Source organism: Roseateles violae (assembly GCF_030410485.1).
GTDB lineage: Bacteria > Pseudomonadota > Gammaproteobacteria > Burkholderiales > Burkholderiaceae_C > Roseateles_D > Roseateles_D violae.
Genome location: NZ_JAUHHC010000009.1, coordinates 1 through 24,968, shown reverse-complemented (window position 1 = coordinate 24,968; position 24,968 = coordinate 1). Strand labels below are relative to the sequence as shown.

Below are 24,968 nucleotides of genomic sequence, written 5' to 3'. Positions count from 1 at the left end.
TGGGGCCACTGGGTCACGTCCCGCCTGCGGAGTTCGAAGCCAATTACCATCGTCAACGCGCTGGTCAGGCCGCGACCGCCTGACTTAAACCAACTGGCCTCCGCGGAAACCGGGGCGATTCAACAAGCAGCCGTAGACGAGCGGCAGCTTTCCGACCATCTCGACGCTAGCCTCGAGGTATGGATGCGGCTGCAAGGGACAATGCATGGCATGAAATCACCGAAGAGACTGCAGGCCCTGATCGACGAAGGCTTGATCGACAGCGTCCAGCGCCAGTTGATGAGCGGCAAGGAGGCGCAGGTCTTTGTGGTGCGCAGCGGCGGCGAGACGCGCTGTGCCAAGGTCTACAAGGAGGCCACGAATCGTAGCTTCCGCCAGGCGATCGACTACACCGAAAACCGCCGGGTCAAGAACAGCCGCCAGGCTCGCGCGATGGCCAAGGGCACGAAATTCGGCCGTGAGGCCCAGGAGGCGGCCTGGCAGAGCGCCGAGGTCGATGCGCTGTACCGCCTGGCCGGCGCCGGTGTGCGGGTCCCCAAGCCCTACAACTTCTTCGAGGGCGTGCTGTTGATGGAACTTGTCTGCGACGAGCACGGCGACGCCGCGCCGCGGCTCAACGATGTCCTGTTCTCGGCAGAGGATGCTCGTGCCCACCATGCCACCCTGATCACTGAGGTGGTGCGCATGCTGGTCACTGCTGGCGTCGTCCACGGCGATCTGTCCGAGTTCAACATCCTCCTGGGCGCCGACGGGCCGGTCATCATCGACCTGCCACAGGCGGTCGACGCGGCCGGGAACAACCATGCACAGCGGATGCTATTGCGCGACGTAAGCAATCTGCGCGATTTCTTCGGCCGTTTTGCGCCGGAGCTGTTGAAGACCGATTTCGGCCCTGAGATCTGGACCCTCTACCAGCGTGGAGCCCTGCATCCAGAAACGCCGCTGACGGGCCTGTTCGAGCACAAGACCGGCACCGTCGACCTGACCGGCGTTATGCGCGAGATCGATGACGCCCGGGCAGAGGACGCAGCCCGGCGCTTGCGCATGGCGCAGGCCTGAAGCCGGACGGAGATCCTGCCAGACAGCCGGTAGCTAGTTGCGTAGAGCCGCTACTGGGACCGGCCTCGACCTCACAGTCCCGGCCAAGAGCCGACCCTCGCGACCGACAGCTCTGCTGTCATGCGCAGGCCCTCATGGCCGGCCGCTTCTGGGCACCTCAACACCTTGTCGTCCTCCTTGAGGCGCTGGTCGTTGAGCAGGTTCACACGGGCGGCCGGGCGCTGAATGGGTGTGTCGTGGGAGTGAGCAGTGAGCCCTTCCGACACATCAGAGGGGTGAGGCCGCCGCCGATGCTGACGCCTGCGGTTGAGAGACGCTGCACCAACAAAAAGCGGGCCGGAGCCCGCTTCACGCCGGAGACGGCGCCGATCAGCCGCGGCGGCGGCGCGCCAGCAGAGTGACGAGCCCTAGCCCGGCAAGCATCATGGCGTAGCTTTCTGGCTCGGGCACCAGTGTGGGCGAGCCTGGTGTGAGCGCGAGATTGCCGGCGTAGCTACCCATGCTGGCGCTGTTGGTGCCAGTCAGAGTCAGTGTGTACACCCCCGGCGACAAGCTAAAGCCTACGGCGGGCGCGGCCCATACCTCGACAGGATCGCCGAGCACCGAGGTGAAGGCCAGCGAGCCCGGTGTGAGCACGATGCTGGTGAAATCGACATCCTGTGTACCGTTGACCGCGGAAGTGATGCTGCCATTGAAGGTCGCAAGCGTTGTCACGGTAAAGGTGAGCGTGTCAACGAAGGCGCCGGCGATGGGCGTATTGCCGAAAAATCCGCTGCCTGAGCTGAGATCGATCGCGCCCAGGGAGACAGCAAAACTACCCGCGCTGGCCAGGGCCAAGCTCGAAGCGGCGATGACTTTTGAGAGTTTCATTGCTTTTCCGCCTTGCTGCGTTTGGTGCATGAATGGACGGCTCCAGCATACGTCCGCGCTTGCTGCGTAGCAACATCCGGCGATGCAGCGGGCGGTTGAGCGTCCAATTCCGTATCTGGAGGCTGGACGACCGAGGGTCCGACTTTGGGTCGCCATGAGAATTGGAAGTCACGGCCAGGAGCTGCCTATCACGAACGACAGCTCCCGTGACTCGCGGCAGAGCCCGGGCGACAGGTATCCTTCGATGCGGTCGACGATCAAGGTCTGGAAATGCAAGCGGCCTCCGATGGCTCCGACCGTGAGTTCTTCGGTTCAACCGTGGTGGAGTGAGATTGAAACAAAAGCTGATTGGGTTCTTGCTGACCCTGGCTGTCACAACGCTGGTTGTAGCGGCGGATTCGGAGCTTGCTTACCCGCCGCCGCTGAAGCCTGCGGTGCAGGAGGCCAAGGCGGCCCGTCTCGCTGCGGAACTGCTTTCGCGCTTCCACTACAAGGCCGTTCCGCTCGACGATGCCCTGTCGAGCAAGATGTTCGACCAGTACCTGAAGGCGCTGGATCCCGAGAAGGTCTACTTTCTTCAATCCGACATCGACCGCCTGGCCGTCGGCCGTGCCCGGCTGGACGATGCGATCCTGGGCGAGGACTTGCGCGCTCCCTTCGAGATTTTCAATCTGTACGAACGCCGGGCCGTCGAGCGCATGGCCTATGCCCGCAGCCTGCTGCACAAGGGCTTCGATTTCAAGAGCGACGAAACGCTGATGATCGATCGCAAGGACCAGCCCTGGCCTGGGACCGAGGCGGAATCGCTTGAACTGTGGCGCAAGCGTGTGAAGAACGATTGGTTGCGGCTCAAGCTCGCTGGTCAGGATGACGCGGCTATCGTGAAGGTCCTCGACAAGCGCTACGACAACGCCGCCAAACGCTTGGGCAAGATCAAGGGCTCCGACGCATTCCAGGCCTTCATGAATGCCTACACCACAACGATCGAGCCCCACACCAACTATCTGGGGCCGCGTGCCGCAGAGAACTTCGACATCGCGATGCGACTGTCGCTGGCGGGCATTGGCGCAGTTCTGATCGATATCGACGGCTACGCCACGATCCGGGAGTTGGTGGCCGGTGGGCCCGCAAGCCAGTCGGGGCAGCTGCAGGTCGGCGACCGCATCGTGGGCGTGGCACAAGGCGAGACCCGCCCGGTGGACGATGTCGTGGGTTGGCGTCTGGACGACACGGTGGCCCTGGTTCGCGGCGCTGTGGGTTCGACGGTGCGTCTGGACATCCTGCCCGTCGATCAGGGGCCAGACGCACGGGTCAAGACGGTGATCCTGGTCCGCAAGACCATCACGATCCAGGATAGCGCGGCCAAGGCCAAGGTCTATTCGGTGACGACGGGCGAGGGCAAGCGCTTGATCGGCGTGGTCACCTTGCCATCGTTCTACGAGGATCTGGACGGGCTGCGCAAGGGTGACAAGGATTACCGAAGCGCCGGGCGCGACGTGGCCAAGCTACTGGCAGACATGAAGGCCCAGAATGTGGATGGCATTCTGATCGACCTGCGCAACAACGGCGGCGGCTCGCTGCGGGAAGCCATAGGCCTGACGGGCCTGTTCGTCGGCAAGGTTCCGGTGGTCCAGACGCGCAATGCCAAAGGCGAGATCACCGTCGAGAAGAACGTCAATACAGACGTGGCTTGGGATGGACCGATGGGTGTGCTGATCAACAGGGCCTCAGCTTCAGCGTCGGAAATCTTCGCGGCGGCGATTCAGGACTACGGTCGGGGCCTGATCATCGGCGAGCCCAGCTTCGGAAAGGGGACGGTCCAAACCGTGGCCGACCTCGACAAGATCGCCAAGAACGCCAGTCCCGTGTATGGCGAGGTGAAGCTGACCATCGCGCAGTTTTTCCGGGTGAACGGCGGCACGACGCAGTTGCGTGGCGTGATACCCGACGTCGGCTTTTTGCAAGGCAGCGATGACAGCTTATTCGGCGAATCGAGCTACGGCAACGCCTTGCCGTGGAGCAGTGGCGGCTGACTACGCCCCCGTGGGCGAGATCACAGCGCAGCTTCCGCGCCTGCTGGCCTGGCATGAGAGCCGCGTGCAGCGCGACCGTGACTACCAGGGCCTGCTGGAGGATCTCGCCAAGGCACGGGAACGTCGCAAGAACAATGTGATTTCTCTCAACGAAACGAAGCGGCGCAAGGAGCGTGCCGATCCGGAGGCCCGCCTTAGCGCCATGCTGGGCTCTGCGGGAGCGGGTGCGGACAGAGCGCTGGCGGACGATGGCTTGCAGTTCAACGAACGCAAGCTCAGCAAGGATCTGGCCATCGAGAAGACCCAGAAGTCCGTCAACGACGTGCTCCTGAACGAGGCTGTCAGCATCCTGTCGGACAGTGCGGCCTTGAAAGAGGGCAAATCTCAAATGGCAGCAGCGCCTTGTCGACCCGTCCTGTCGTGGTCACGGCCCTGTCCAAGGCGCCATCGAAGCAATAACGTTGATTGACCGACTGCATCGCCCAGCAGGTATGAATGGGTGTTAACTGGCAACTTCCTAGGCACGATGCGCACGGCTGAAACCGGCCATAAGCCGACCTCCGCCAGCGACAGCTTTGGATCTGGCTACTGCTTGGGCTCGGGTGCTGAACGGCTGAGGCCTACCGCACCAGCCGAGTCGCGGTCAGTTTGCGGCTGACCAAGGTCGACGCGGGCAGCCGCATCCTCAGCAAAAGCTCATGAAGCTGAGGCAGGCCATCTTGCCGCTTCCATGCCATGCCAGTCGAAGCTTGGCTCGCCACTCTGCCACGAGGGCTTTCGCGGCGCGGTACATTGAGTATTCATGGGGCACGCTGTAAGTGACACCGCCCTTTACTGGCTTGCTTGAAACGCCACCGGCGGAAGCGTCGCCCTTGACGGGACAAGTCCTTTGCGGGGTTGTCCTTTGTCTTCCCGATCCGATCCCCCCGCCGCAGACAAGGCGGCTGCAGTCATCGTTACTACGTCGTCCGACGAGGTTTCGCCGCGGCCCTTCTCGGGCGAGCACGCTGAACTGCAGCGCCAGGGTGCTAAGGCAGCCGCCCGCGGTGAGGCGGTCGAGTCGAACCCAATGTTCGACTCGATCAACAAGCCGGATGCCACCGGCGAGAGCGAGCAGGTGTGGTCCGGCCGGCGGGACGCCTGGGAGCGCGGCCATGACTCGCAACAATCCCCGATGGCGGCACCGGCGCGTCCTCCGGGCGGCATTGCCGCCAACGAGCGAGCGCAGGACGAGGCGATCTTTGGCGTCACGCGCGTGCTGACCTTTGCAGGCGTCAAGAGCCTGACCTCGGCGAGCGGCTTTTTCTTCGAGCGCGATGGCCGGCTCTTCCTGATCACCAGCCGGCACGTCCTCTTCGACGCCCCAACTGGGCATGCGCCGGATCGGATCGAGATTCAGCTGCATACCGATGCGCACGACCTGACGCAACTCTCCACGCTGTCTATCCTGCTGCATCGTGACGGCCTGAGCCAGTGGCATCACGCGCGCGACGGTGGCGGGGAGGTCGACGTCGCGGCCATCGAGCTCGACCGAACCGCGATGCCGGCCGGCTGCGTCGTGCGAGCCTTCCAGCCGAGGCATCTGGCGGTCGGATTCGACCTGTTCGAGGTTGGTGATCGCCTGGCCGTCCCAGGCTTCCCACTCGGCTTCTTCGACACCGTGCATCACTTGCCCGTGGTTCGGCAAGCCAGCATCGCCTCCTGCTATGGCGTTCGCTTTCAGGGACTGGGCTATTTCCTCACGGACGCGCGCATGCACCGCGGCAGCAGCGGCTCACCGGTGCTGGCGCGCATCGAGCCGGTCACGCCGGGCCGGCCGCGCTGGTGCCTGCTGGGCGTGCATTCCAGCCGCATGGACATGGCCAGCCGCGACGCGGCGCAGGACGAATCGCTGGGCCTGAACTGCGCCTGGTATGCCGACGTACTGATGACATTGACCTCGGGCGCAAGCCACATCGACCTATGACACAACCGCTGCTGCAAGCCGCCGACCTGCGCGGCGCCGCCCGCCTCACTGCCGATGCCGTCGCCGGCTTGGCCAGCTTGGTCGAGGCGATGCACGCTCGCATCGCCACAGCCCCCCGACTCCAGGGACTTGGCGGCGCGCCTGCGGCGGACGAACGCACTCGGGGTGTCACCGGCCTGGTGTACGAAACGGTGGGGGGCGTCACCCGCTTGGTGGGAGGCAGTGCCGAGGCCCTGCTCGGCTGGCTGGCGCCGGCCTTGGCCGCTGCCGATCCGCGCCAGCCGCCCCACCTGGAACGCGAAGCCATCCTGGCGGCGCTCAACGGCGTGCTGGGCGACCACTTGGCAGCGAGCGATAACCCGCTGGCGATCGCGATGCAGTTCCGCCATACGGGGCAGCCCTTGCCGCTGGAGCGGCATGCCTTGCGCCCGCGCCTCGGTGGCATGACGCCGAAGCTGCTCGTGCTGCTGCACGGCTTGTGCATGAACGACCTGCAGTGGCAGCGCGCCGGCCATGACCACGGCCAGGCACTCGCGCGTGAACTGGGCTACACGCCTGTCTATCTTCACTACAACAGCGGCCTGTGCGTGTCGACCAACGGCCGCATCCTGGCGCACCTGATGGAGGGGCTGTACAGCGTCTGGCCCATGCCGATTGAAAGGCTGGTCATGTTGGGCCACAGCATGGGCGGCCTGGTGGCACGCAGCGCCATCCATCACGGCGCGCTGATGCAGCGCGGCGGCCTCCGCTGGCCGGGGCGCGTGAACGACCTGATCTGCCTCGGCACGCCGCATCAGGGTGCTCCGCTGGAACGTGCGGGCCATCGTGTGGACCTGCTGCTCGGCGCCGCGCCGTATGCGGCACCGCTGGCGCGGCTGGGCAAGCTGCGCAGTGCCGGCATCAACGACCTGCGCTTGGGCAACGTTCTGAATGGTCCTTCGGGCGAAGATGGCACGCAGCGCTGTGATCGGGTCAGCCTGCCGGACGGCACCCGTTGCTTTGCCATTGCCGCCAGCCTGGGGCCGGCGGCCGGCAGCCTGAAGGCCAGGCTGCTGGGCGATGGCTTGGTGCCGGTGGCCAGCGCGCTGGGACAGCACGACGAGCCCGACCGCGACCTGGGCTTTGCGCCCGAGCGCCGGGCGGTGGTGCATGGCACGGGGCACCTCGATCTGCTGTCGAGCGCCAAGGTCTACGGCCACCTGCGGCGATGGCTGGGCTGACGCCATCGCTTCTCATGAACGCAAGACTCGGCCACAGCAGCGCAACGTGGAACCCGCTGAGCAGGTCGCAGAGTTCGGTAAAGACCGGTATGGGCCGACCGGCCCAGCCCAGGGAGCTGTCGGCGGCCTAGGTATTCCAGCCGCGCCGGCCTGCTCGGCCACATCAGCGACATCTGGTGCAGGTGAACAGTGTTCAAGGCTGCTTGCGTGATCGACCGAGCCGCTTTGCGTTTGCCATCGCCTTGCCATGTACCGGCGCCAGCCCTTTGGCCAAAATTCCCCAGGTGGCCGACTGGAACGAGGCGGCAAGTGCGCTCGCGCTCCTGGGGCTCTTCATCCACGGAAACATCAGTGATCGAAACGCGGCGCTCGCAAATGCTTGGTTTGCTCGCAGGGTCTGCAATGCCATGGCATTCCAGGCCTGGCTAAATGCAACAGTCTTTTCATCGAACATGCGCCGGAACTCGGCGCTATTGCGCGCCGAAGGGTTGGCTCCTGCAGCGGCCATTCGGGCCAGGCGGTGCGACACAACCAGCGGCGCTGCGATGGACAGCTCGGCGGTTTTGCGTGCCAGGCTGAGGGATTGAGTTTGACGTTTTGGCATTGTTAGCTCGTGGTTGATAAACAGACCCTAGCTTTGAAATTCCCAGTCCCCCTGCAGCAAGAAACGTAGCATCTCAGCGCTGGCTTGCGGTCCCATGGCGTCCGCCTAGGAGCCCGCCGGATCACCACCAAACCAGGCGTGGCCAGGGCCCTACATCAGCCAGTGCTGCGCAAGGACGTTGCCTCGCGCGTCCTTGTGCAGCCGGCGCGTGTCGCGCCTGCTGCCGTTGGCGCCGGCCGCCTGGCCCTCTTGTTTCTCCACGCTGACGGCGCCGGCGCTATGCGTCTGGGCCACGAATTCCTCGTATCTGGGATGTACGGTCGTATCGGCGACTCCCGTAGAAGACGACCATGCGCGCGTTGATGTCACGCTGGTGGAGCCGTCGGTTCCCGGTCGTGAGCAGGGGCGCCCCGAACTGCGATAGTTAGCGACGCCCTTTCTTCGTAGAACTCGTCTTCTTGCCGCTCCAAAATTCGATCACTTGCTTGACCATTTCGGCCTGCGCCGTACTCACCTGGCGTTTGGCAGCGGCTGTTGCTTGGCCCCGCGCCGAGTTTATGGCCCTGTTGGTCGAACTGAGCCAGACGCTCATGAAGGGATTCTTTGTGGTCCAAGGGTTGCGCATGTGATTCCTTTCATATGGAAGTCGGAAAGTAGGCGACTTCATCTTGCCGCCTTGTCTCACCCAGCGCCGTAGGCGATGCTGCCCTGCCGACGTAGGAGCGCGGCGAGGATAAGTAGGTGCGGCGCTCTGCCCCGCACAGGGCGCCATTGAGCCGGTCAGAGCTGCGCGTGCAGCAGCGAGGCAAGTCGTTCCAGCAGGCGCTCCTTCAGTGGCCGGTGCTCCCATTCCTCGAGGCTGATCCGGCGCGCTTTCGACCAGTCGGTGTTGAAAACCTGCTGCTGAAGTTGGCCGAATTCCGCGCTCAGGACGTTCAGATTGGCCTCGTCGTTGAGCCGGAACGAACGATTGTCGAAGTTCGTCGAACCCACCGAGGAAAACATGCCGTCGACGACGAGGCCCTTGACGTGAAACATCGTGGGCTGATATTCAGCCACCTCGATGCCGGCGCTGAGCATCGGGCCCCAGCTGCCGCGGGAGGCCTTGCGCACGAGTTCCGAATCGATGTGTCCGCTCGGGGTCAGCACGCGCACCTTGACGCCGCGCCGCGCCGCATCGATCAGGGTCTTGATGGTCAGCTCGTCGGGAACGAAGTAGGAGTTCGCGAGATCAATGGTCTTGCGCGCCGCCGTGATGGCCAGCAAATACATCAGCTGCATGCTCTCGCTGCCACCGCTGGGCGAGCTGCTGAACATCTGCGCGGCCAACGGTCCCATGGGCTTGAGGGTTGGAAAATAGGACTCGCCATGGAGAACCATGCCGGTGGCTCGCATCCAGTTGTCTAGGAATACCGACTGCATCTGCGCCACCACCGGGCCCTCGATGCGGAAATGCGTGTCGCGCCATTCCTTGTCGTTGCGCGCCCGGCCACGCCATTGATCGGCAATTCCCACGCCGCCGGTGAAACCGATGCGGCCGTCGATCACCAGCAGCTTGCGATGGGTGCGATTGTTGAGCTGCCCCCAGTTCGACCAGTAAGGCTCGTGAAACCGCTCGACCTCCACACCGGCACCTTGCAGAGCCTCGAGCAGCTTCGTCTCCATCTTGATGCTGCCTACCCAGTCGAGCAACACATGGATTCGGACGCCGGCTGCGGCGCGCTCAGTCAGCGCATCGACGAACTCCTGGCCGATGCTGCCCGACCAGTAGATATAGGTTTCGAACGTGATCGTGCTCCTGGCCGAACGGATGGCAGCCAGCATCGCCGGGAAGATCTCGTCGCCATTGAGAAGCGTGTCGATCTTGTTGCCCTCGACGATCGGCGGACCGAGCAGCGCGCTCAGTGAACGCCGAAACTCCGCATCGTCCGTTTCATAGAGCTTGGGCAGTTGCTGTTCGATCTTCTTCTCGCCGCCGGCGAGGTTCTGGAACAGCAGAACGCCGATCAGCGTGGACAGCGCCGTCAGCACGATCACACCGAGATAGGACATTGCAGCCTTCACCATAAAGGAGCTCAAGACAACCGTCGCCAGTCGCGGCTGCCCCGGTGAGATCGATCACCCGGCCCGATCCGAGTTGAGCACAGTTGCCGACTTCGCCGGCGCAGAAAAGATACCGTCCTGGGGATATCGAACGAACGCGAACGTGAACGCAGCCCTTGGGCTGCGTTCATAGAGATCCTCCGCCATCGTCCCGATGGCTTTTATGGCGCTGAAACTGGCAGTGTCGCGACCGAGCGCGACTGCGCGGCGCAGTCCGTGACCTAGGCGCCGCTCAACTCGGCGAGCAGTTCATCCTTTCTCGCCGCCATCTCCTCACCCAGGCTGTCGAGATCCAGGTCGCTCTTCGCCACCCTGGGAAACATCTCGCCTTCCTCTTCCTTGACGTGATGGTCGATGTATTCGCCCAGCACCTTGACCTTCGCATCGTAGTGGTCGTCTTCGGGCGATGCGGCCTGAATTTGCGCGATCAGGTCCTTGGCGCTGCCATGTTCGACATCGGCCTCGTCGACCAGGTCGGCATCGTCGCCAAGCACTTCGCGGGCGGCGGGGTAGAAGATCTCCTCTTCCACGCTGGCATGCGCCGACAAGGCCGCGCAGATCTGCTCGGCGAGCGACTGCTTTTCATCTCCATCGGCCTCGTCGTCGACGAGTTTCTGATACGACTTGAACATGGCCTTTACTTCCTTGTGGTCGCCTTTCAGCAAGGTGATCGCGTCGTCGCCAGCAGGCGTTGCCTTGCCTGATTTCGACTTTGAACCGGCTTTCGCAGATGTGGACATAGAGGACTCCAAATGGGCTGGTATTTCTAAAAGTGAGCGCCGGAGGTGCCGGCTACCCGGTGACGCTGGGCTACTGGCTGCCTGGAGCAGCGACAGAGCCCATCGCTTCTGGTGAAACTGGGTTTTGTTCGGCTTTCAATCCGCGTCAGTGCTGTTCCTTCGCGGTGATGCGGCCACAGGACTGAGTCTTCCTTCCAAGGGAGCCCAGCTCTCTTGTTGGCCGCTCGTGACCTTCGAGAAGATCGTTTGCAGTCGCCATGAATGCAGCGGCTCTGGTCAATGAACGAACAGGGCAATCAGGATGATGATTGGAATTGGGATACCCAGAAGCAACAGCAGAATGGATCGCATGGCTCGTCCCTCGCTCAGGTTTGAAGATCACGTTGACGGCCGCCAAAGGTGGCCATCAGGCTCGCGGCAAAGGCACCGATCAAGAGCGCGATGAAGGACCAGACGGCGACCTTGGCGGAGGCCTTGCGGGCCGCATCGGCCGCCTCGCGCGCAGCGGTCTCGGCGGCTTGCGCCTCGGTTCTGGCCTTCTGGACTGCATCGGCGATGCGCTTCTCCGCGTCGATCCGTGAAAGACCCGTGCGCTGCGCGATTGCTTCACCGGCGTAGCGCGAATCTTCCGGACTGAGCGCCCCGTTCTTCAAAGCACGGGCAAAGATGCGCGTGAACTCCGGTGCGGCACCCGCCGCACCCTCGCGGTGGCTGCCGGTGTCAGTTGCGACCCCGGCTGCGCTGGCCATGACCGCAGGTGTGGTGGCGGCAACCGGCGGCTGGCGGAACAGGGAGTCGACAAAATAGTCGATGTCGCCGCCGGGTGGGGTGTCGTTCGCGGCTCTCGAGGCGATGGCAGCACCACCACCCGCCGCGGCCGTCGCGGTAGCGCCGCTTCCGACCGTTGCCCCAAGCTCGGCGGCCGTGCCGAGCATGGCGCCGATCGAGGAGCTCAGAAGCGCGGCCGCCATCAGCGTGGCCAAGGCCCAGGCGAGAAAGCCATGGGCCGTGTCTCGGAAATGCACTTCGTCGCTATCGGCGCCAAGCCAGCGCGTGCGCAGACGGCCGGCCAGATAGCCGCCCAGCCCCGCCGCTGCGAGCTGCGTGAATGCAAGCCACGCGATCGTGCCGACTCCGAACGTCTTGGCGCTGATGCCATTGCCAGCCCACGGAGAGGCAGCCGACAAGCCCAGGCCGACGCCAAGCATCAGCAGGAGCATTGACAGTGCCGCCGCAGCCGCGGCGCCCGCAACGACTGCGCCCCAGGCGACGGCCGATTTTGTGATTCGCCTGTCCACATCGATCAGACGCGGTTCCGCGAGAGGCATTTCGTTTGCAAGCATGTCTGGATCCCAAAGTAGTCGGTCGAATGTGCGCTTTGCAACGAGATAGACCTGTAGGACGGGGCGAGGAATCACCGTAGTCGATTTCGGGATCAGCGCGCGCCCGCGATTGCCTTTAGCGGCCAGGGCTACACTCGCAGCTTGTCAACCCAACGGCCTGTGTCGCAATGAGCAATCGAGAGAGCAGTCGCTTGACGACACCTCTCGCGCGACGCGCGGGGGAGGCGCCCGACAGCCAGGCCGTCGCGCAGGCGCTGGTGGGTGTGTGGGCGGACATCGAGGACGCGCTTCACCCCGTTATCGGCCAGCGAGGCCTCACCGCGCTGTTTAGACGCTGCGCGCATCTCGGCGTTGCCGACTTCCCCTTTCTCGCTGCCCTGGACAGTGGAGCACCCGACCAGGTTGACCGCGGCGAGATCCTGGCGCTGTTCGGTGGCCTGCCTCCTGCCCAGGCATTGGACGCCGGCTCGCTCCTGCTCCTTTCGTTTCGCGAACTGCTCTCCACGCTGATCGGCCCCGGCCTCACCGAGCGCTTGCTTCAATCCGTGTGGTCCCCACCCTCCAGCGGTTCGTCCGCGCAGGACAAGCCCTCATGACCACCAAAGTCACGATCAACAGCCTGGCCACCGGTGTCCCGGGGCTCGACGAACTTCTCGGCGGCGGCCTGCCGGAGTTCTCGTTCAACCTGATCGCCGGTCAGCCTGGCAGCGGCAAGACAACGCTGGCCCACCAGATCATGTTCGCGCTGGCGAGCGAAGCACGTCCGGCCATCTACTTCACCGTGCTCGGCGAGCCGCCGTTGAAGATGCTGCGCTACCAGCAGCAGTTCGACTTCTTTGACGACGCGGCGATCAATCGCTCCGTGCGCTTCGTCAGCCTGTCGGAGGACGCGATGGCCGGCGATCTCGATCGGGTGCTGCAGCGGATCGCGGACGAGGTCCGCGCGCACGGACCGGCCCTGGTGTTCGTCGATTCCTTCCGCTCGGTCGTCCTGGCCGGCCAGGGCCATGGCGATGCGAACAACCGCTTGCAGCAGTTCATGCAGCAACTGGGCATGCTGATGACCTCCTGGCAGGCCACCACCTTCCTGATCGGCGAATACTTCACCGAGACGGACGCGAATCCGGTCTTCACCGTGGCCGATGGCTTGATCTGGCTGCGCCAGAGCGTCCAGCGCAACGCCATGGTGCGAAAGATGGAAATCCTGAAGATGCGCGGCCGCCCCTCGCTGCCCGGTCTGCATTCCTTCCGGATCAGCCGTCAGGGTCTCGAGATCTTCGTGCCGCCGGCCGCCTCGCAAGCCGATGCGTCGAGAAGCGGAGTCGGTCTGGCGCGCGCCAGCTTGGGCGTGCCCGGCCTCGACGAGATGATGGGGGGCGGCTTGCCCCGCGGCTATTCGCTGCTGGTGGCTGGCCCCTCGGGCTCGGGCAAGAGCATTCTGGCCGCGTCCTTCCTGGGCGAAGGCGCGCGCCTCGGCGAGCGGGGTGTCGTCGCGGCCTTCGAGCGGCGACCCAGCGCGTCGAGCAATGCGCGACTGGCGGCGCTGATCGACAGCGGCGAAGTCGGCCTGATCGCCGACCATGCAATGGACGTGTCGATCGACGAGGTCTTGATGCGCCTGATCGATGCGGTCCGTCGCCTGGATGCGAAGCGCGTGGTCATCGACTCGCTGTCCGGCTTCGAGCTGACGCTGGGCCCGTCATTCCGGGACGACTTCAGGGAGTCGCTGCTACGCTTCGTCAATGTATTGACCGGCATGGGCGTGACGGTGCTGATGACCTCGGAGCTGGAGGACCGCTACCAGGACCTGCGCTTCAGCCCCTACGGCACGGCCTTCCTGACCGATGCGATCATCCTGCAGCGCTATATCGAGGTGGGCAGTCGCCTGCGCCGCATCACGGCCGTCGTCAAGGTGCGCGAAAGCGCCCATTCGGACGAGTTGCGCGAGTATTCGATCGCCGCCGAAGGTCTTGTCATCGGCGAGCGCCTGCACGATCAGGAGGGCCTGTTGAGCGGACACCCGCGGCGCACGGTGGCTGCGCCGAGTCACGAGTCCGGACCGCCGCCGCCGCTCGGCGATCCTATTCGCTGAAGACGAATCGGCCAGCCATGAACAGCCCCGCAGCTGGCTCGCCGAATGCAAAAGCAACAAGGCGGGAGCTTGCCCGTCTGAAGGGCGAGATCGCCGAAGCGCGGGCCGAACTGGCGCTGGTCGAAGCGGATTTGTCCCAGGCCCAGGCGCGGCTGGGCGGCCATCAGATGGTGCAGTTGCTGGAGGCCAATGAGCAACTGGTCGTCGATGCGATGCGCATGCGCCGTGATGCGGAAACCTCCGCATTCGCTCTCGAGGCGGCGTTGCGGTCCAGCGAGCGCGACCCCTTGACAGGGCTTCCAAACCGATCCTTGCTGATCGATCGCTTCCAGCAGGCAACGGCCGGTGCGCGCCGGCATGAAAACTGCAGCGTGGCGCTGCTGTTTCTCGACCTCGATCGCTTCAAGGAGAACAACGATCGATTCGGCCATGCGGTCGGTGATCAGATCCTCATCGCTGCGAGTCGGGCGCTGACGGACTGCGTGCGTGGGAGCGACACCGTCTGCCGCCTGGGCGGTGACGAATTCGTCATCCTTCTCGCGGAGGTTATCCATGCCGACGACCCTGCCTTGGTGGCCGCGAAAGTACGCGATGCACTGCTTTCACTGACTCAGGTGGGGGGGCAGGAGGTTTCCGTATCCGCCAGCATTGGCGTCGGCGTCTATCCGGAAGATGGCGGGACGCTTGACGCGCTGCTGGAGGCCGCCGACATCGCCATGTTTCTGGTCAAGCGCGCCGGCGGCAATGGTTTCGCGCGGGCCGATCGCCGGACCGCACAGGGAGCAGCCGAGACGGGGGGCGTCGCGTCTGTGCGTGCACCGATTGAACTGCGGGCGCCGGTCCCCGGCGGCGATGTCGACGAAGCCGAGGCCGCAAGGGCCCTGGTCCTCGAACTGCAGCGCCGCTCCCGCGCCAAGGATGAATTCCTGGCCGTGCTGGGTCACGAACTGCGCAATCCGCTGGCGCCGATCGTCTCGACCCTGGACGCGCTGCGGCTGCTGGCCGGTGGTGCCGAGGGCAAGGAACACCAGCTGATCCGCAGGCATGTCACTCATATGGTGAGGCTGATCGACGAGCTGCTGGACATCGCCAAGCTGTCGGCCCGCAAGATCAAGCTGCGCGACGAGGAAGTGGCCATCGCCGAGGTGCTGGAGCAGGCGGTCTCGCTGGCCCGCCCGCTGCTGGATCAGCACATGCACCGGTTTCTGTTCACCGGCTGCGAACCCCGGCTTGCGTGCCGGGGAGATGCGGTCCGCCTGGCGCAATGCGTGTCGAACCTGCTGATCAATTCGGCGCGCTACACCCCGCCGGGCGGGACGATCGAGCTGCTGGCAATGCGCGAGGCCCAGCAGATCGTGATTCGCGTCAGGGACAACGGCCGCGGCATCAGCGAAGAACAGATGGCGCATGTCTTCGAACTCTTCTTCCAGGTCCAGGGTCTCGGCACCGAGCCTATCAGCGGGCTGGGTGTCGGACTGGCACTGGTGCGCAGCCTGGTCGAACTGCACGGAGGAACCGTGGAGGGCCGCAGCGCAGGCATTGGCCGAGGCAGCGAATTCGTCATCCGCCTTCCCGCCATTGATGCGCAGCCGCCGCTGCAAGCGGCCGAGTTGGCGGGCGGTGAATCTGCCTGGCTTGCTCGGCGCGTGCTCCTCGTCGACGACAACCAGGATGCGGCCGCGAGTCTCGCGACCCTGCTCGCCTTGGAGGGCCATCAGGTGTGGACCGCCCATCATCCGAATCTTGCACTGACGCTGGCAGCGCAGGTGCAGCCCCAGATCGCCATCCTCGACATCGGCCTGCCAGGGATGGACGGTTATCAACTGGCCCAGGAGATCCGGCGGCGTCATCCCGGCATGCAGACGGCCTTCATTGCGTTGACCGGCTACGGCAGCGCCCGCGAGGTCGAAAGAAGCGTGGAAACCCATTTTGACGCGCATCTGCTGAAGCCGGTGGCGTTCAGCGAACTGCAAGTGCTCATCCAGAAACTTGCTGCGGCGCAGAGCAGCGCGCCTCGTCCCTCGGCATTTTTCGACAAGGAGTGAGCAGACCACGATCGCGTCCGGCTCTTGGATGCGCCGACTCCGACTGCTGCGCCCATAAGCAGAACGAGCCCCTAGTAGTCGCACGCTCAGCGCTGCGCCGCAAGGGATCGTGGGAAATCGACATACCTAGGCCCGCGCAGAAGGCTAAAGCTCGATCGCACGAAGTCCGTCCTACACCCGACGGCTCGATGCTCCTACACGGAACGGGACAGACCGGTCTTAAATTGACTAATCGTCTTCCCAGCGCTGTCAGGGGATCCCCGCCATGCCGAAGAAATCAACCCGCCTGCAAACCTCGATCGACACCCGCTCCGACGGAGGCGGCGCTGCCGGCAACAGCCTGCACGATCACGCACCCGGCGCCGGCCGCTGCCCGATCCACGAGCGAGCGGGCAACGCCGGCGAACTGCATCAGGACGTGCAGCACAAGGGCAATGAGGCAAACGGGCTGGTTCATCTGACCGACAACTTCGGCCACCGCATCGCCGACAACCAGAATTCACTGCGCGCGGGCGAGCGCGGCCCGACGCTGCTGGAAGACTTCGTGCTGCGCGAGAAGATCTTCCATTTCGACCATGAGCGCATCCCCGAGCGCATCGTGCATGCGCGCGGCTCCGGTGCGCATGGCGTCTTCGAGTGCACGAAGGCGATTCCGGGACTGACGGCCGCGTCGATCTTCCAGGAGCAGGGCAAGACCTGCCCCGTCTTCGTGCGCTTCTCCACCGTGGCCGGCGGCGCCGGCTCGATCGACACGCCGCGCGACGTGCGCGGCTTTGCCGTCAAGTTCTACACCGACAGCGGCAACTGGGACCTGGTCGGCAACGACATCCCGGTCTTCTTCATCCAGGATGCGATGAAGTTCCCCGATCTCGTGCACAGCGTCAAGATGGAGGCCGACCGGGGCTATCCGCAGGCGGCGTCGGCGCACGACACCTTCTGGGACTTCGTCAGTCTGATGCCCGAGAGCATGCATATGGTGATGTGGGCGATGTCGGATCGTGGCATCCCGCGCAGCCTGCGCATGATCGAGGGCTTCGGCGTGCACACCTTCCGCTTCGTCAACGCCAAGGGCGATGCCAAGTTCGTGAAGTTCCATTGGCGGCCCCAGCTCGGCCTGGAATCGACGACCTGGGATGAAGCCTGCAAGATCGCCGGCGGCGATCCGGACTTTCATCGTCGCGATCTGTTCGAGGCCATAGCGACCGGGCATTTCCCGAGCTGGGATCTTGGGGTCCAGGTCTTCGACGAGGCCTTTGCGGCCAAGCAGCCCTACGACGTGCTCGACGCGACCAAGCTGATCCCCGAGGAGGACATTCCGCTCGAGTTCATCGGCCGCCTGACCTTGAACCGCAATGTCTCGAACTTCTTCGCGGAGACCGAGCAGGTGGCCTTCATGCCCAGCAACATCATTCCCGGCATCGATTTCTCCAACGATCCTCTGCTGCAGGGGCGCCTGTTTTCCTACCTCGACACGCAGAAGTCGCGCCTGGGCACGACGAACTTCCACCAAATTCCGATCAATGCGCCGAAATGCCCGTTTCACAACTTCCAGCGCGACGGCCTGATGCAGACCTTGCTACCCACGGGGCGCGCCAACTACGAGCCCAACAGCCTGGCCGAGGCCGGCGAGGACGGCGGACCGCGGGCCTGCCCGGAGACCGGCTTCAGCTCCTTCCGCGCCAATGACGAGCGCAACGAGGCCGGCCAGAAGCTGCGCCTGCGTGCGCCGCTGTTCGCCGACCATTACAGCCAGGCCCGGCTGTTCTTCCGCTCACAGACCGCGAACGAGCAGGCGCATCTGGCCTCGGCCCTGGTCTTCGAGTTGTCCAAGGTGTCGATCGAGGCCGTCAAGTCGCGGGTGTTGTCGCGGCTGCGCAATGTCGACGAGAGCCTGACCAAGCGCGTCGCCCGGGGCCTGGGCGCGGCTCTGCCCGCGAAGGCGAAGGCGGCAAGAGAGCCCATCGACATGAAGCCGTCGGACAAGCTCTCGATCCAGAAAAGCGCGAAGCGCACGCTGGAAGGCCGCAAGGTCGCCATTCTGTTCGACGAAGGCTCGGACAAGAAATCCATCGACAAGCTCAAGGGCCAGATCGAGCAGGCCGGCGGCAGCGTCGCCCTGATCGCGCCGAAGATCGGCCCGCTGGAACTGAAGGGCGGCAGCCTGAAGGCCGACGGCCAGTTGGCAGGTTCGCCCTCGGTGATGTTCGACGCCGTGGCCAGCATCCTGATGCCCGAGCAGGCGCGCAAGCTCTCCGGTCAGGCGGCCTGCCTCCAGTGGTTCATGGACGCCTATGCCCATTGCAAGACCATCGCGCATTGCGAGGGCAGCAAGCTGATTCTCGAGAAGGCGGGCATCGCGCCCGACGAGGGCGTCGTCCCGATCGAATCGCTGCTGAGCGTCGGCGTGAGCCGCCATTGGGAACGGGAAGCCTCGGTGCGCGAACTGGCCTGATCTGATGTCCGATGCAGATCCGAGGGGAGTTCGAATGGCGCAGCCACCCTTCTTTCATGAAGCATCCGGTGCCGTACGGTTCTGGGTCAGGGTTGACGGGGCGCTGATTGGCGCCAGCATCAGTCGGGAAACCCTGCACCATCGTTTTCGTCCAGGAGTCCAAGGAGATGAGCCCCTCGACACCTACCTGACATTTGCCAGCGTTATCCAGGCCGCCGTGGCAAGTCGCGTTGCGCAAGGGTCGATCGAACCGGTGATGCTGCGCGAGTTTGATTTGAACAAGTAGCGTCGCGCATGACGCGTCGCAGCGTGCGCCATCACTGGACAGCGCCACGTGGCTGCGGCAGCACCATGCCGCGCGCCTGAGCGTCAATGGACCAGGCGCGGATCGGCGGCGCTCCGGCCTGTACCCCGCCAAAAATAGTTGCGAAAGCCGCATCGGCCGCGTCGCGCACCGTTTCAAAGCGCACCAGCCCCATCGGAATCGCGGTGCATGAGGCATCGAAGATGTACCAGCGATCGCCGAGATAGACGTCCTGATCGCTCCGCTGTGTTCGCCACCGCACCGAAATACACCGCTGGCGCGTCTAGTCTGGCCCTACCCCTCAGCTTCAAGGAGCAATCCATGTCCAAAGGTCAACGCGGCAACAAGGAGTCGAAGAAACCGAAGAAGGTGCAGCAACCCAGCGTTCCGCTGGTGCCGACGGCGCTGGTGACCGGCATTGCGCCACGCGAGGACAGCCCCAAGAAGAAGTAGGTGCTGGCGGTCCCTGCCTGAATACCCGCCGTCGGTGCGTTGGCAGACAGACGGCCTCCCGGATCCCGGTCAAGCTGCGTCAAGAGAGCGACGCTTCCGTGCGCTCCACCAACAGCAGGGACCCCTGATGAATGCCAACAAGCTGATCCATGTGCCGACCGCGATCCTCGCGGTGACGGCTATCGCCTGGCTCGGCGCTTGCGCCAGCACGCCCGCGCCCAAGACCGAAATGGCGGTGGCCGAGGCGGCCGTCAAGAACGCCACCACCACCAACACCAGCGAGAACGCCCCGCTCGAACTGCAGAAGGCGACGGCCAAGCTGGCCAGCGCCCAGCAGGCCATGGCGAAGAAGGACTATGAGCGCGCCCGCGAGCTGGCCCAGCAGGCGCAGGTCGATGCCCAGGTGGCCGAGCTGCATGCGCAGTCGGTCCGCTCGCGCAAGGCCGCGCAGGAATCGCAGGACGCCGCCCGCGTGCTGGACGAAGAACTCAGCCGCAAGACGACCCGATAAATCCAGGAGATTCAGATGACAACCCGCTTTTTGCTTCTTGCCACCGTGCTCGCGACCTTGGCCGCCTGCGGTTCCATGCCCGATCGCAACAGTGCGCTTGAACAGGCCCGCGGCCGCTTCAATTCGGCCGGCGCCGATCCGCAGGTCGCGCGCCTGGCTCCCGAGGAATTGAAGAAGGCCGGCGACTCGCTGCGCGTAGCCGACCAGAGCTGGCGCGATGGTGCCGACACCGGCAAGGTCGACCATCTGGCCTATATGACGATGCAGAACGTGACGATTGCGCAGGACACGGCCAACAGTCGCGCGGCGCAGGCGGTCACCACCAATGCCGCCGCCGAGCGTGACAAGGCCCGCCTGGCCCAACGCACCAAGGAGGCCGACCAAGCCCAGCAGCAGCTGGCCGTCTCCGAAAAGAGCAATGCTCAGAAATCGACCGAACTGGCCGTCGCCGATGCGGCCGCGCTGCGCGACAAGGAGCGCGTCGAGCGCCGCGATGCGCGCGTGCGCGATCTGGAATTGCAGCTGCAACAGCTCAATGCCAAGAAGACCGAGCGCGGCATGGTGCTGACCTTGGGCGATGTGTTGTTCGACAGTGGTCAGTCCAAGCTGCTGGCCGATGGCTCGCGCAATATGGTCAAGCTGGCCGAGTTCTTCAAGCGCAACCCGCAGAACACCGCCAGCATCGAGGGCTATACCGACAGCGTCGGCAGCAGCAACGCCAATCTGGACCTGTCCGGTCGCCGGGCCCAGGCGGTGATGGCGGCCCTGGTGGACCTGGGCGTGCAGGCCGACCACCTCAGCATCAAGGCCCATGGCGAAGACATGCCGGCGGCCAGCAATGACACGGCCGCCGGTCGGCAATTGAACCGCCGCGTCGAAATCGTGTTTGCGGCACCGTCCGATGAGGTGTCGATGCGATGAACGCTGCGCCGGCCCTATCGATCCAGTGACGCGGCCGGCCCGGCCGGCCTGTTTTCGGCCAGCGCAGCCAAGAGCTTCAACTGGCGCTGCTGCATCGCCAGCAGTTCACCCCATTGCGTGTCGCGCAGCAGGTCGATCTTCTCGTGCAACAGCATGATCTCCAGCTCGGCCTTCAGATTGACCTCGTAGTCATGGCCGGCCGTGGCGCGATCCTTCTCCGCCTGCCGGTTCTGCGACATCAGGATGACCGGCGCCTGGATGGCCGCCAGCATCGACAGGAACAGGTTCAGCAGGATGTAGGGATAGGGATCGAAGGTCCGACCGAGACCCATCAGCAAGGCTGCGTTCAGCACCACCCAGACCAGCATCGTCGCCGCGAACAGGGCGACAAAGACCCAGGACCCTCCGAACTTGGCTACCGCGTCGGCCGCACGCTGGCCGCGGCTCGGGACGATCGCGTCGAAGTGCTGAGCCAGGTTGCGGGCAATAGGAGTGCGCTGCGCCATATGCCGGGCCACCTTACGGGTCGGCTCGTCCAGGGCCTCGTAAGGCCGGCCCAGCAACCGGGAGGCAATCTCTTCGTGCTTGTGCATAAGCTGTACTCCGACTGGCTCTGGCCCGCTCCGCGATGAGCGGCATGCGCGTGAAATTCGTCTTTGGCTGCGCGCGCCGACCGAACTTCTTCGGACGTGTCCGGCCCGACAATAGGCGCTTGCGCAGGCGAACTCTGTGCAGCAGCGCACACAGCCGATCCAAGCCCCAAGTTCTGCTCCCTGCGTTCGATAGCGCACAGACGCCATCGACGCGGTCCCATAGGGTGACGTGAGACCGGCCGATCGTCGTGCTGCGCCCGGCGCCGAGCGGAGCCGGTCCGTGAGTCGATTGACGAGGCGAGAACGAGGGAGCACTCCAAAGGCTTGGCCGCGGTGCAGACGGTGATGATGGCGAACGAAAGACTTGCTCAGGCCCAGGCCCCCAATCGCGGGGCCGCGGCATTCAGCGAAGAACTGGCCGGCGACTGGATGCTGCTGCGCGCGGCGGTCAAAGCCAGGCTCAGATCGACGGTGGCTGAGCCATCGACAGCCTCGTCCGACGTCGGGGCCACACTCGCCTGTTGGCGGGTCAGGGTGTTGGAATGCGTGGAGGCACTGGATCAACTGGATCGGGAGTTGTTTGAGCGTCTGGCTCGTGTCGGAGGCTTCGAACCGAACTCGCGTGATGGCGGGGGGGCAGGGGCTGCGGCGCCGTCCCATGGAGTTGCCCGCACTGGATTGGAGGCAGGCCCACCGAGCCCGTGTCAGGCATCCGGGGCGAGGCCGGCGATGGGCAGCCTGGCCAGCAATCAAGTTCAGGCCATGTTGCCATCGGCCGAAAGCCGCTGATCGCAGGAGGCGAAATGCGTCTGCCGAGGATTGGCGCCGTACATCGCGAGATCGGCGTTTCTCAGTAAGTCCAGGGTCGTCATGCTATCGGCCGATGGATCGCGATGCCGATGCTGGGCTGCGGCTCGACGCCTGCGCGCCGACCTTCACTGGCGCCGACACGGCCTCGAACGCTTGTCGGCCAACTAGGCCCCTCAGCCGTGCCTTGACGGCATTGAGCAGCACCTCCCAGTCCCCGACGCCCCCGATGTTGGCGGCCGCGGCGAGCGGCCCGCCCACCCCGCTCGTCGCCGCACTCTGGAGCACGGCGCTGCGATGTCGAGCGTCCTGCGGGTTGCTGCCGATGACGCCGGCAGACGAGGCTTCAGCTCCGACCCGGCACCGGTGGCGGCTTGCCGTCCGGCACCGCCGCGGGCGCGGTGCCGGACACCTTGCCCGGGGGGGGCGACCCCTCGGCCGTGAAGTCGGACTGCTGCTGCGCCAGCGCCGCGGGCTTGGGCGCAGCGATCGTGCTGGCCAGTCGCCGACGGGGTCTTTGAATCATGACTGTTTGCTCCTTGCAGTCCGGGGTTGATTGGTGCGCAGGCGCCCGCTCGCGTCTGTTCGCCAGCGCACATAAGCGACGCCAGCTCAGCCTAGCAACCGGGCGTAGACCCCTTGGTTGATGGCATAGCAACTGCAGGCCGCGGCCTCCAGCCCCTGCCGATCGAGCACGGTCAGCTCACCGCGTTGGTAGCGGATCAGCCCCTCGCCCTGCAGGACGCCGGCCGCCATCGTGACGCCGACGCGCCGCACGCCCAACATATAGGCGAGGAACTCGTGCGTGATGTGAAAGCGCTCGGCGTGGGCCCGGTCCTGGCTCATCAGCAGCCAACGCGCCAGCCGCGGGCCGATCAGATGAAAGCGCAGACAGGAGGCCGAGTTGGACAGCTGCGCCATCAGCACATAGAGATAGGCGTTGAGGCCTCGCCGAAGGGCCGGGCTGGCGGCCAGTTCGCGCCGGAAGCCGGCCGCGCCGAGGCGCCATGCCGGCCCCGCCCCCTGCACCAGCGCGCGCAGCGGCGCACGCGCCACCCCCAGCGCCAGCTGCACGCCCAACATGCCCTCCCGCCCGACCATGCCGACCTCCAGGCCCGGATGGCTGTCGACCCGGGTCACCAGCGAGATGAAACTGTCGGTGGGGAAATAGACATGTCGGGTGGCGCTGCCGGGCTCGCCGAGGGCTTGGCCGATCCGCAATTCGACCGGCTCGCAGGCGGCCAGCAGGCGTCGGCGATCGGCCTGCGGCAGTCGGGCGATCAGGTGATTCTGGTGGGGGACCAACAGCGGTGCTCCGGCAAGAAACTGTCGCGCGCCGCGGCTGGGCAGACTGCGAACACCGGCAGTCTGCGCGCGCTACCGCGGCGCGACTGTGCTGCAGCGCACACAGTGCTTCGGTCAGGGATTCTGGATCGCCGGCCGTGAGGGCAGCAGGCGTTCGTATTCCTTCTTCACCACCGCATAGCACTCGCAGGTACGGGTTTCGAGGCCAGGACGATCGCGCACGCTGATGTGGCCGCGGGCATAGCTGATCAGGCCCGCCTTCTGCAGTTTCAGCGCGGCCTCGGTGACGCCTTCGCGGCGCACGCCCAGCATATTGGCGATCAGCTCCTGGGTCATCACCAGGTCGTCGCCCTGCAGCCGGTCCAGGCTCAGCAGCAACCAGCGGCACAGCTGCTGGTCGAGCGAATGGTGGCGGTTGCAGACGGCGGTCTGCGCCATCTGCGTGATCAGCGCCTGGGTGTAGCGCAGCAGCAGGTGCATCACCGGCCCGGCCCGGTTGAATTCGTCGGTGACCCAACGCGCTCCAAGCCGAAAGCCCTGACCGGCGCTTTGCACCACCGCGCGGCTGGGCGTCGAGCCGCCACCCATGAACAGCGAAATGCCGACGATGCCCTCGTTGCCGACCACCGCAATCTCGGCCGAGGCGCCGTTCTCCAGCACATAGAGCAGGGAGACGATGGCCGTGGTGGGGAAGTACAGATGGCTCAGCGTGCGGCCAGACTCATACAGCACCTGACCCAGCGGCATGTCGACGGACTCAAGGTGTGGAAGCCAGCGCTGCCACTCGGCATCCGGCAAGGCAGCGAGCAGCCCGTTGCTGCGTGGATCGGGCGCGGACGCCATGGCAACTCCAGGTGAGGACGAGCGGCCGCAACGGCGACCAACGAGTTCCGTCAACTATAGGCACTTTGCCGGCGCTGAGTACGCTAACGCGCATTTGCTCAGGCACGCTTTCCAAAGGGCCGCGCAACTGGCGGCCATTGTGTTCGCTAGCGCACAGACCGGATTGGTGGGGGAATGCATCTTGCGTCCGGCGATACCAGCTAAGGCTGTTCTCGCTAGTGCCGTGCGCACCAACCCCTGGCGAGCGGGTCGCGCTGTTGCGCCTTTAACCTATGGAAAAGCAATGACCAATATCTCGCTTCACGCGCTGGCCGAGGAAGTCGCCCAGCTCAGGCATCACCTGCTCGAGATCCCCGGCTTCCTACGCGACCCGCGTCGCGGCCACCTGCTGCGACTGCTGGGCGAGACCCAGGCTGCCCTGCAGGAGTTTCCTAACAAGGTGCCGCGCCTGCAGCCGGCGGCAGCGGCGCATGGACTGGCCTCGCCTCGAGAGGCACGGGCGACCGAGCTTCAATAACTCTGCTCTGAAAGAGCGCCACACGGCAAAGTGGCCAAGGTTCTGTAACGTCGTTTCAGCAATCTGAATCGCCCCGGGTTTCGAGGAGGCTCCAACTGTAGAGAATGGAGCCATGAAGAAGTCCCCGAAGTTTTCGCCCGAGGTTCGTGAGCGCGCCGTGCGCATGGTGCAAGAGCACCGTGCGGAG

25 protein-coding genes and 1 pseudogene are annotated in these 24,968 nt (G+C 64.9%); 14 read left to right on the top strand and 12 right to left on the bottom strand.

All coding sequences use genetic code 11. From position 1 onward, the window contains the following. Window positions 1-210: 210 nt before the first annotated feature. Window positions 211-1,059, top strand: a complete 849-nt coding sequence (locus QWJ38_RS23615) for a PA4780 family RIO1-like protein kinase (RefSeq protein WP_290361591.1) — start codon at window positions 211-213, stop codon at window positions 1,057-1,059. Window positions 1,060-1,428: 369 nt separating this feature from the next. Here the strand turns inward: QWJ38_RS23615 and QWJ38_RS23610 are convergent, their stop codons facing one another. Continuing rightward, a complete protein-coding gene (locus QWJ38_RS23610) occupies window positions 1,429-1,959 on the bottom strand; it encodes an FxDxF family PEP-CTERM protein (RefSeq protein ID WP_290361590.1) in 531 nt (176 codons plus the stop codon). 302 nt (window positions 1,960-2,261) lie between these two features. Here QWJ38_RS23610 and QWJ38_RS23605 point away from each other — a divergent pair, with 302 nt between their 5' ends. The 4 genes from QWJ38_RS23605 (at window position 2,262) to QWJ38_RS23590 (ending at window position 7,148) form a co-directional block, all read left to right on the top strand. Then, complete coding sequence (locus QWJ38_RS23605) at window positions 2,262-3,962, top strand: S41 family peptidase (protein WP_290361589.1); 1,701 nt, start codon at window positions 2,262-2,264, stop codon at window positions 3,960-3,962. A 10-nt stretch (window positions 3,963-3,972) separates the two neighbouring features. Next, on the top strand, window positions 3,973-4,431 hold the full coding sequence (locus tag QWJ38_RS23600) for a carboxy terminal-processing peptidase (RefSeq protein WP_290361588.1): 459 nt from the start codon (window positions 3,973-3,975) through the stop codon (window positions 4,429-4,431). Window positions 4,432-4,851: 420 nt separating this feature from the next. Then, window positions 4,852-5,928 (top strand): CrpP-related protein, encoded by a 1,077-nt coding sequence (locus QWJ38_RS23595; protein WP_341850512.1) that lies wholly within the window; start codon window positions 4,852-4,854, stop codon window positions 5,926-5,928. Continuing rightward, window positions 5,925-7,148, top strand: coding sequence for an esterase/lipase family protein (locus QWJ38_RS23590; RefSeq protein ID WP_290361586.1), 1,224 nt, complete (start codon window positions 5,925-5,927; stop codon window positions 7,146-7,148). Before QWJ38_RS23595 ends, QWJ38_RS23590 begins: the two co-directional genes overlap by 4 nt. A 193-nt stretch (window positions 7,149-7,341) precedes the next feature. Here the strand turns inward: QWJ38_RS23590 and QWJ38_RS23585 are convergent, their stop codons facing one another. The 6 genes from QWJ38_RS23585 to QWJ38_RS23560 form a co-directional block, all read right to left on the bottom strand. Continuing rightward, a complete protein-coding gene (locus QWJ38_RS23585) occupies window positions 7,342-7,752 on the bottom strand; it encodes a polyhydroxyalkanoate granule-associated phasin (RefSeq protein WP_290361585.1) in 411 nt (136 codons plus the stop codon). Window positions 7,753-7,902: 150 nt separating this feature from the next. Continuing rightward, window positions 7,903-8,046: a hypothetical protein gene (locus QWJ38_RS23580; protein ID WP_290361584.1), complete on the bottom strand. Its 144-nt coding sequence runs from the start codon at window positions 8,044-8,046 to the stop codon at window positions 7,903-7,905. Between the two features lie 130 nt (window positions 8,047-8,176). Then, entirely contained in the window at window positions 8,177-8,344 is a 168-nt protein-coding gene (locus tag QWJ38_RS23575; RefSeq protein WP_341850511.1) for a hypothetical protein, read from the bottom strand. 188 nt (window positions 8,345-8,532) lie between these two features. Beyond that, window positions 8,533-9,804, bottom strand: a complete 1,272-nt coding sequence (locus QWJ38_RS23570; RefSeq protein WP_434064034.1) for a phospholipase D-like domain-containing protein — start codon at window positions 9,802-9,804, stop codon at window positions 8,533-8,535. A gap of 272 nt (window positions 9,805-10,076) precedes the next feature. Continuing rightward, window positions 10,077-10,595: a hemerythrin domain-containing protein gene (locus QWJ38_RS23565; protein ID WP_290361581.1), complete on the bottom strand. Its 519-nt coding sequence runs from the start codon at window positions 10,593-10,595 to the stop codon at window positions 10,077-10,079. Between the two features lie 365 nt (window positions 10,596-10,960). Next, a complete protein-coding gene (locus QWJ38_RS23560; protein WP_290361580.1) occupies window positions 10,961-11,938 on the bottom strand; it encodes a hypothetical protein in 978 nt (325 codons plus the stop codon). A gap of 191 nt (window positions 11,939-12,129) precedes the next feature. Between QWJ38_RS23560 and QWJ38_RS23555 the strand changes: the two genes are divergently transcribed. The 5 genes from QWJ38_RS23555 to QWJ38_RS23535 all read left to right on the top strand — a co-directional run bounded on the left by QWJ38_RS23555 (window position 12,130) and on the right by QWJ38_RS23535 (window position 18,813). Beyond that, window positions 12,130-12,534, top strand: coding sequence for a hypothetical protein (locus QWJ38_RS23555; protein WP_290361579.1), 405 nt, complete (start codon window positions 12,130-12,132; stop codon window positions 12,532-12,534). Then, window positions 12,531-14,030 carry an ATPase domain-containing protein gene (locus QWJ38_RS23550; protein ID WP_290361578.1) on the top strand — a complete coding sequence of 500 codons (1,500 nt, stop codon included), beginning with the start codon at window positions 12,531-12,533 and terminating at the stop codon, window positions 14,028-14,030. Before QWJ38_RS23555 ends, QWJ38_RS23550 begins: the two co-directional genes overlap by 4 nt. Before the next feature lie 17 nt (window positions 14,031-14,047). After that, window positions 14,048-16,075, top strand: a complete 2,028-nt coding sequence (locus QWJ38_RS23545) for a diguanylate cyclase domain-containing protein (protein WP_290361577.1) — start codon at window positions 14,048-14,050, stop codon at window positions 16,073-16,075. Window positions 16,076-16,340: 265 nt separating this feature from the next. Next, window positions 16,341-18,527 (top strand): catalase, encoded by a 2,187-nt coding sequence (locus QWJ38_RS23540; protein ID WP_290361576.1) that lies wholly within the window; start codon window positions 16,341-16,343, stop codon window positions 18,525-18,527. Between the two features lie 34 nt (window positions 18,528-18,561). Next, a complete protein-coding gene (locus QWJ38_RS23535; RefSeq protein WP_290361575.1) occupies window positions 18,562-18,813 on the top strand; it encodes a DUF1488 family protein in 252 nt (83 codons plus the stop codon). Window positions 18,814-18,844: 31 nt separating this feature from the next. On the opposite strand, the pseudogene QWJ38_RS23530 reads toward QWJ38_RS23535, so the two are convergent. Beyond that, a pseudogene (locus QWJ38_RS23530) lies at window positions 18,845-19,063 on the bottom strand (transglutaminase family protein); the annotation flags it as partial. Window positions 19,064-19,152: 89 nt separating this feature from the next. Between QWJ38_RS23530 and QWJ38_RS23525 the strand changes: the two are divergent. The 3 genes from QWJ38_RS23525 (at window position 19,153) to QWJ38_RS23515 (ending at window position 20,716) form a co-directional block, all read left to right on the top strand. Further along, the gene (locus QWJ38_RS23525) at window positions 19,153-19,284 is read left to right on the top strand and encodes a hypothetical protein (protein ID WP_290361574.1); all 132 of its coding nucleotides are present in this window, start codon (window positions 19,153-19,155) and stop codon (window positions 19,282-19,284) included. 127 nt (window positions 19,285-19,411) lie between these two features. Then, entirely contained in the window at window positions 19,412-19,795 is a 384-nt protein-coding gene (locus QWJ38_RS23520; RefSeq protein WP_290361573.1) for a DUF4398 domain-containing protein, read from the top strand. 15 nt (window positions 19,796-19,810) lie between these two features. Continuing rightward, on the top strand, window positions 19,811-20,716 hold the full coding sequence (locus QWJ38_RS23515) for an OmpA family protein (RefSeq protein WP_290361572.1): 906 nt from the start codon (window positions 19,811-19,813) through the stop codon (window positions 20,714-20,716). Window positions 20,717-20,730: 14 nt separating this feature from the next. Here the strand turns inward: QWJ38_RS23515 and QWJ38_RS23510 are convergent, their stop codons facing one another. The 4 genes from QWJ38_RS23510 to QWJ38_RS23495 all read right to left on the bottom strand — a co-directional run bounded on the left by QWJ38_RS23510 (window position 20,731) and on the right by QWJ38_RS23495 (window position 24,264). After that, entirely contained in the window at window positions 20,731-21,309 is a 579-nt protein-coding gene (locus QWJ38_RS23510; protein ID WP_290361571.1) for a DUF1003 domain-containing protein, read from the bottom strand. A gap of 1,153 nt (window positions 21,310-22,462) precedes the next feature. After that, window positions 22,463-22,642: a hypothetical protein gene (locus QWJ38_RS23505; protein ID WP_290361570.1), complete on the bottom strand. Its 180-nt coding sequence runs from the start codon at window positions 22,640-22,642 to the stop codon at window positions 22,463-22,465. Window positions 22,643-22,728: 86 nt separating this feature from the next. After that, window positions 22,729-23,421, bottom strand: coding sequence for a Crp/Fnr family transcriptional regulator (locus QWJ38_RS23500; protein WP_290361569.1), 693 nt, complete (start codon window positions 23,419-23,421; stop codon window positions 22,729-22,731). 114 nt (window positions 23,422-23,535) lie between these two features. Continuing rightward, window positions 23,536-24,264: a Crp/Fnr family transcriptional regulator gene (locus QWJ38_RS23495; RefSeq protein ID WP_290361568.1), complete on the bottom strand. Its 729-nt coding sequence runs from the start codon at window positions 24,262-24,264 to the stop codon at window positions 23,536-23,538. Window positions 24,265-24,547: 283 nt separating this feature from the next. On the opposite strand from QWJ38_RS23495, the gene QWJ38_RS23490 reads away from it, so the two are divergent. Beyond that, window positions 24,548-24,781, top strand: a complete 234-nt coding sequence (locus QWJ38_RS23490) for a hypothetical protein (RefSeq protein ID WP_290361567.1) — start codon at window positions 24,548-24,550, stop codon at window positions 24,779-24,781. Window positions 24,782-24,968: the final 187 nt, after the last annotated feature.